General features: G+C 74.0%; 4 protein-coding genes and 1 pseudogene. 2 read left to right on the top strand and 3 right to left on the bottom strand.

Translation table 11 applies throughout. From position 1 onward, the window contains the following. Positions 1 to 458: 458 nt before the first annotated feature. Positions 459 to 1,409: an ATP-dependent DNA ligase gene (locus tag ACZ7JZ_RS35785; protein ID WP_470947295.1), complete on the bottom strand. Its 951-nt coding sequence runs from the start codon at positions 1,407 to 1,409 to the stop codon at positions 459 to 461. Beyond that, positions 1,409 to 2,419: a non-homologous end-joining DNA ligase gene (gene ligD, locus ACZ7JZ_RS35780; protein ID WP_470947293.1), complete on the bottom strand. Its 1,011-nt coding sequence runs from the start codon at positions 2,417 to 2,419 to the stop codon at positions 1,409 to 1,411. The genes ACZ7JZ_RS35785 and ligD overlap by 1 nt, the downstream gene beginning before the upstream one ends. A gap of 69 nt (positions 2,420 to 2,488) precedes the next feature. Here ligD and ku point away from each other — a divergent pair, with 69 nt between their 5' ends. Beyond that, a complete protein-coding gene (gene ku, locus ACZ7JZ_RS35775; RefSeq protein ID WP_470947290.1) occupies positions 2,489 to 3,667 on the top strand; it encodes a non-homologous end joining protein Ku in 1,179 nt (392 codons plus the stop codon). Positions 3,668 to 3,862: 195 nt separating this feature from the next. Here ku and ACZ7JZ_RS35770 read toward each other — a convergent pair whose 3' ends face one another. Then, positions 3,863 to 4,255 carry a DUF6479 family protein gene (locus ACZ7JZ_RS35770; protein ID WP_470947287.1) on the bottom strand — a complete coding sequence of 131 codons (393 nt, stop codon included), beginning with the start codon at positions 4,253 to 4,255 and terminating at the stop codon, positions 3,863 to 3,865. Positions 4,256 to 5,085: 830 nt separating this feature from the next. On the opposite strand from ACZ7JZ_RS35770, the pseudogene ACZ7JZ_RS35765 reads away from it, so the two are divergent. Next, positions 5,086 to 5,880, top strand: a pseudogene (locus ACZ7JZ_RS35765) (hypothetical protein); the annotation flags it as partial.

Raw genomic sequence — 5,880 nt, 5'->3', positions numbered from 1 at the left:
GGACGGCCGCACAGTCAGACATGCGAGCAGACACCGGAGAGCCATCCCGACCCGGGTAAGGGGCGACACGGTGGGCCGGGGGTAGCGGGGGCCGCCGCGCGGAGCGAGGTCCCCTACCCGCCCCTTCCCGAAACTGGGGCTCCGCCCCAGACCCCGCGCCTCAAACTCCCCCAGACTTCGTCCGGGGTCCCCCTGGCGAGGCTGGATGATCCGGGTCAGGGGACCCCCGACGGGGCTGGATAACGAGGTCGGGAGGGAAATCGGGGTGGTGTGACCGCGCGGCTCAAGGCCTCCTTCGTCGGACAGGGGGCAGCCCCTCCCGAGTCTGGATAGCCAGGTCGAGACGCCCCCCCCGGGCCCGGTCTGACCCCTCACGAGGGTGGTGGGCTAAGACCAGTCAGCGCCTCCCGGGCCAGGGGAGGAGACCCGGACCGCGTAGACACCCCGTACCCCCTCGCTCACCCGTCCCCCCGAAACCGGATCACCTCCGGTGGCGGATGCCGCGTCGTCGTGTGGCGGACCTCCACCAGCACGGGCGGATCCAGCAGGTGGTACGGCACCTCACCCAGCCCAATAGCGGTCACAGTCCCCCCACCACCCCCACCACCCCCACCACCCCCACCACCCCCACCACCCCCACCACCCCCACGCGAACCCCCACCTCCGCCCACCGCCCCCGCACCCCCCACCACCCCCGCCGCCTCCGCCCGCAAAGCGGCCGGCAGCGGGCTGGAGACCACCGGGGTGTCGTCGCCGGGCAGGACGAGCACGAGGCTCGTCGGCCGCCGGGCCGGGCCCGTCCAGCCGATGGCCGCCGCATCGGTGGTGTCCGTGTGCCGCAGTTTGCGCCAGCCCCGCCGCCCCTCCGGGTACGACTGGTCCAGCCGTTTGATGACCAGCCCCTCGATCCCGCTCGCGGGCAGGGTCTCGTACCAGGTGGCGGCCAACTCCGGGTCCGTGGTCATCGGTACCGGCTGCAGCGGCGGCCCCAGCGGCAGCAGCAGGTCGACCAGCAGCCCCCGCCGCCGCTCGTACGGCCGCCCCCGCAGGTCCAGCCCCGCCAGGGTCAGCACGTCGAAGGCCGCGTACGAGGCCGGCAGCGTCCGCGCCAGGACCGCCGCCCGCGCCGCCGTGGCCGCGGCCGCCCGCCGCTGTACGAGCGCGAAGTCCGTACGTCCCGCGTGCCACACCACCACCTCGCCGTCGAGGGTGGTCTCGGCGGGCAGCTGCCGTGCCGCGGCCGCCAGGTCGGGGAAGGCGGCGGTCACGATCCGCCCGGAACGCGCCTGGAGCACCACGTCCGTCGCCGTACGGACGATCACCAGCCGGTGCCCGTCGAACTTGGGCTCGTACGCCAGTCCGTGCCCCCGCGGAAGCTCCCGCACCGGCGCCGCCAGCGCCACCCGGATCACGCAGACCCCCCAGGCAACGGCCCACCCATGCCACGCCCCGCCCGCCGACCACGCCCCGCACCCTCACCGCTACCCCCACGCCCCCCACCCTCACCGCGCCCCACACGCCCCCCACTCCCACCCCCACCACCCCCCACCCAGCCACCCCCCGCCACCGGCCCGAACAGATCCCCGTCCCGTTCCAGCCGTGCCACCACGTCCCCGGCCAGGAACTCCATCGCCCCCGGCTCCCGGCAGTCCGCGACCTCCGCCCAGGAGACGGGCGCCGAGGCCGTCTGCCGGGCGCGCGCCCGGAGGGTGTACGGGGCGGCCGTGGTCTTCGCGGCGGCGTTCTGGCTGTGGTCCACGAAGACCTTCCCCGGCCGCAGCGCCCTCGCCATCCGGTGCACGACGAGTTCCGGCAGCTCCCGTTCCGCCTCCTGTGCGAGCCCCTTCGCGTACGCGGAGGCCTCCGCGGACGGCGCGGGCGGATCCAGCGGTACGGACAGGTGGAGCCCCTTGGACCCGGAGGTCTTCGCGTACGCGTGCAGACCGTCGGCGTCCAGCCGCTCCCGCAGCCACAGCGCGACCGCACAGCACTCGACCACCGTCGCCGGCTCGCCCGGATCGAGGTCGAAGACCAGCCGGTCGGCGAGCCCGGGGGAGCCGGCGGGCCACTGCGGGGTGTGGAACTCCACGACCAGGTTCGCGGCCCAGATCAGCCCCGGCAGGTCGGACACCACCACCTGCCGGGCCCGCTGGTCCTCCGAGCGCGGCACGGGCGTGGTCGTCACCCAGGCGGGTGTGCCGGGCGGCGGATTCTTCGTGAAGAAGAGCTGCCCGTCGGCCCCGTCCGGATACCGGAGGAAGGACAGCGGCCGGTCGTGGATATGGGGCAGCATGGCCCCCGCCACGGTGGCGTAGTAGTGCAGCACCTCGCCCTTGGTGAAGCCGGTCTCCGGGTAGAGGACCTTGTCCAGATTGCTGAGCGCGAGGCGACGCCCCTCCACGTCTGTGATCGGCGTCATACGATGAGATTGCCATGGGGGGCGCGAAAGGGCACGAAGGGAACGAAACGCCCGCGAAAGGACCCCGTCGTGCGATCCATCTGGAACGGTGCCATCTCCTTCGGACTGGTCAGCATCCCGATCAAGCTGGTGAACGCCACCGAGAACCACTCGATCTCCTTCCGCCAGATCCACACCGCCGACGGCGGCCGGGTCCGCTACCGCAAGGTGTGCGAGCTGGACGGTGAGGAGCTCGGCTCCCAGGAGATCGGCAAAGGCTACGAGGAGCCCGACGGCTCGATCATCCCCATCACGGACGAGGACCTGGCGTCCCTCCCGCTGCCCACCGCCAAGACGATCGAGATCGTCGCCTTCGTCCCCGCCGACGAGATCGACCCGCTCCAGATGGACGCCGCGTACTACCTGGCGGCCAACGGCGTGCCGGCCGCCAAGCCGTACACCCTCCTGCGCGAGGCCCTCAAGCGCAGCCGGAAGGTCGCGATCGCCAAATTCGCCCTGCGGGGCCGCGAGCGGCTCGGCATGCTGCGCGTGGTGGACGACGTCATCGCGATGCACGGTCTGCTCTGGCCGGACGAGATCCGGGCCCCGGAGGGCGTGGCTCCGGAGGGCGAGGTGAGCGTACGGGAGGCCGAGCTCGACCTCGCCGACGCACTGATGGCCACGCTGGGCACGGTGGAGATCGAATCCCTCCACGACGACTACCGCACGGCCGTGGAAGCCCTCATCGCCTCGAAGGCCTCGGGGGAGGCCCCGGCGCCGGAGGCGGCGGACGGGGAACGGGGCGGACAGGTGATCGACCTGATGGCGGCCCTGGAGCGGAGCGTACGGGCGGCCAGGGAGTCGCGCGGCGAGACGGTCGACGGGGTCGGCGGCGCCGGGGGCGGGGGCGGCAGGGCGGCGGCGGACACCGGTACGGAAGACGCCGAGGTGACCCCCCTGCGGGCACCGCGGACACCGCGCACGACGCGGGCGCCGAAGGCGGTGGGCGGCAAGAAGACGACGGCGTCGGCATCGGCGTCGGCGGGCGCGTCACGCAAGAAGGCGACGGCGAAGTCGACCAAGTCGACGGCGACCACGTCGAAGTCGGCAGCGAAGAAGACGGCCGCAGCGACGAAGACGGTCAAGACGGTGAAGACGACGGCGAAGGCGACGGCGAAGAACCCGAAGCCGACCTCGGCAGCAGGAAAAAAGGCGACGGCGACAACGGCAAAGAAGACCGCATCCCCACGCAAACGCAACACGGCGTAACGGGGACCGACTGACCCGGCTCCAGTACCCCCACCCAAATACCCCCCACACCCGGATACCCCCCCCGGACCCGGACCCCTGGCCCGACGAGCACCCCGCCGTCGGACAAGGCACCGCCCCGGACCTGGAAGGCGCCGGGCCCAACTCCCGCGCGGTGCCTTTCAGTCCGGGGCGGGCCCGGATCCGTTCGGTCCGTCAGGCCGGCCTGAAGCGGCCCGGCGTGCCGAACCGGCGGCTGCGGTCCTCCTCCTCCGGGGTCGGCCGGCCCGCCTGCGGCGGCGGGGGAGCGGACGCCGGGGTGCCGTCCTCACCGGTGGTGCTGCGGGCACTGCTGGCGCTGCGCGAGCCGAAGTTCCCGTACCCCTGGAACTCGTGCGGCCGCAGGCCGCCCTCGGGGAAGTCGACGTACTCCCTGTCCTCGCAGATCTCCGCCTGGCCGCCCACGGGCAGCCGCGGGTGGCTCTCTACGGACGGGGGAGCCGGCTCGCGGTCCCGCACTCGCTGGCCCAGCCAGAAGCCCAGCAACAGGAACACCACAATGGCGATTCCCACAGCCAGGAACCACACAATGTCCACGAAAATGTCCATAACACGAAAATACCCCCAAACAGCGCAATGTATACGTGACCAACCCGCCCCCGCCCCCGCCCAGGCCCGCCCTCACCCACCGGCAGCCGGGCCCGCCGCCGCAGAGCGACGAGAACGCGCCGAGCCCGCCCCGCCCCGTGGCCGGGACTGCGCCCCCGGGAGTGGCGGCCCGCAGGGCCGGGGCATATACCCCGGGTGGCAGCCGGTACCGGACGTCAGGGGAGAACGGACATGACGGGGGAGACCGAAGCGACAAGGGAAGCCGCCGGTACGAGAACGCGGGCCCACCCGAGCACCCGCACGGTCCCGCGCACCCGCCCCGTCCCGCCGCCCCCACCTCAGCCCACGCCCCCACCACCCGCGTCCGCTCCACCCCCGCCAGCGCCATCCGCGCTCACGCCCCCACCCCCGCCCGCCCCCCGACACCCCGCGCGGCCCGCATGAAGTGGCTGGCCCGCCGCCGCGGCCCCCGCACCCCGCGTCGCGGCCCCGCAGCCCCAGCCCCCGACCCCCTCCCGGACGCAGACGGAGCCCCGCCCCCACCTTCCGGCTGCCCCTTCGGCGACGAGAACGCCCCCCAGCCGACCCCCCACAACCGCACCTCACCCACCACCCGAAACCCCCACCCCGAATCCCCCCAACCACCCCACCCGCACCACCCCCGACCTCCAGCTCCCCACCCTCCCTCTCCCCACCACCCCCACCACCCTCCCCACCCCCTCCTCATCGGCACCCTCCCCCCACTAGCCCCCGCTTACCAGCGCCGCCGCATCCTCTGCGAGCGCATCGACCGGGCTCGCGCCGGCCACCCCGCAGTCGTCCTCACCCAGGTGCTCGCGGGCGACGGCGGAGTCGGCAAGTCCCAACTGGCCGCCGCCTACGCCCACCAGGCCCTGGCCGACGGCACCGACCTGGTCGTCTGGGTGAACGCGGCCGAGCCGGACCGCGTCCCCGCCGGCTACGCGCGCGCCGCGCGCCGGATCCGCGTGCCCGGCACCGCCGGTACGGACGCCGAGGCCGACGCCCTCGCCTTCCTCGACTGGCTGGCCACCACCCCCCACACCTGGCTGGTGGTACTGGACGACCTGGCCGACCCCGACGGCCTCGGCCGCTGGTGGCCCCCCGCGTCCCCGACCGGTTCCGGACGGGTCCTGGCCACCACGCGCCACCGGGACGCGGTGCCGCCGGGCCGCGGCCGGGCGGTCGTGGACATCGACGCGTACAGTCCGGCCGAAGCCGTGGCCTACCTCCGCACCCGGCTCACCGGCGCGGGCCGCCCCCACCTCCTGGACGACCGGGTGACAGTCCTCGCAGAGCGCCTCGGCCGCCACCCGCTGGCCCTCTCCCAGGCAGCCGCGTACGTGGTCAACATGGACGTCCCCTGCGCCGAATACCTCCACCTCCTGACCACCACCCGCACCCAACCCCCCACCCCACCCCAACCCCCTCCCTCACCCACCTCACCCACCCCCACCACCACACCCATCCCCCCACCCACACACCCGGCCGACGCCCTGGCCCCCCACCCCCCGGACCACATGTCCCCCCACCCACTGCACCCACCTCACCCACCTCACCCACCTCACCCACCCCAGCCCCCAACCCCCCACCGCCCTCCATCCCCC

It is taken from the genome of Streptomyces sp. NPDC038213 (assembly GCF_055600495.1).
The sequence above is the reverse complement of the archived record's forward strand: the minus strand, read 5'-3'. Positions and strand labels throughout refer to the sequence as shown.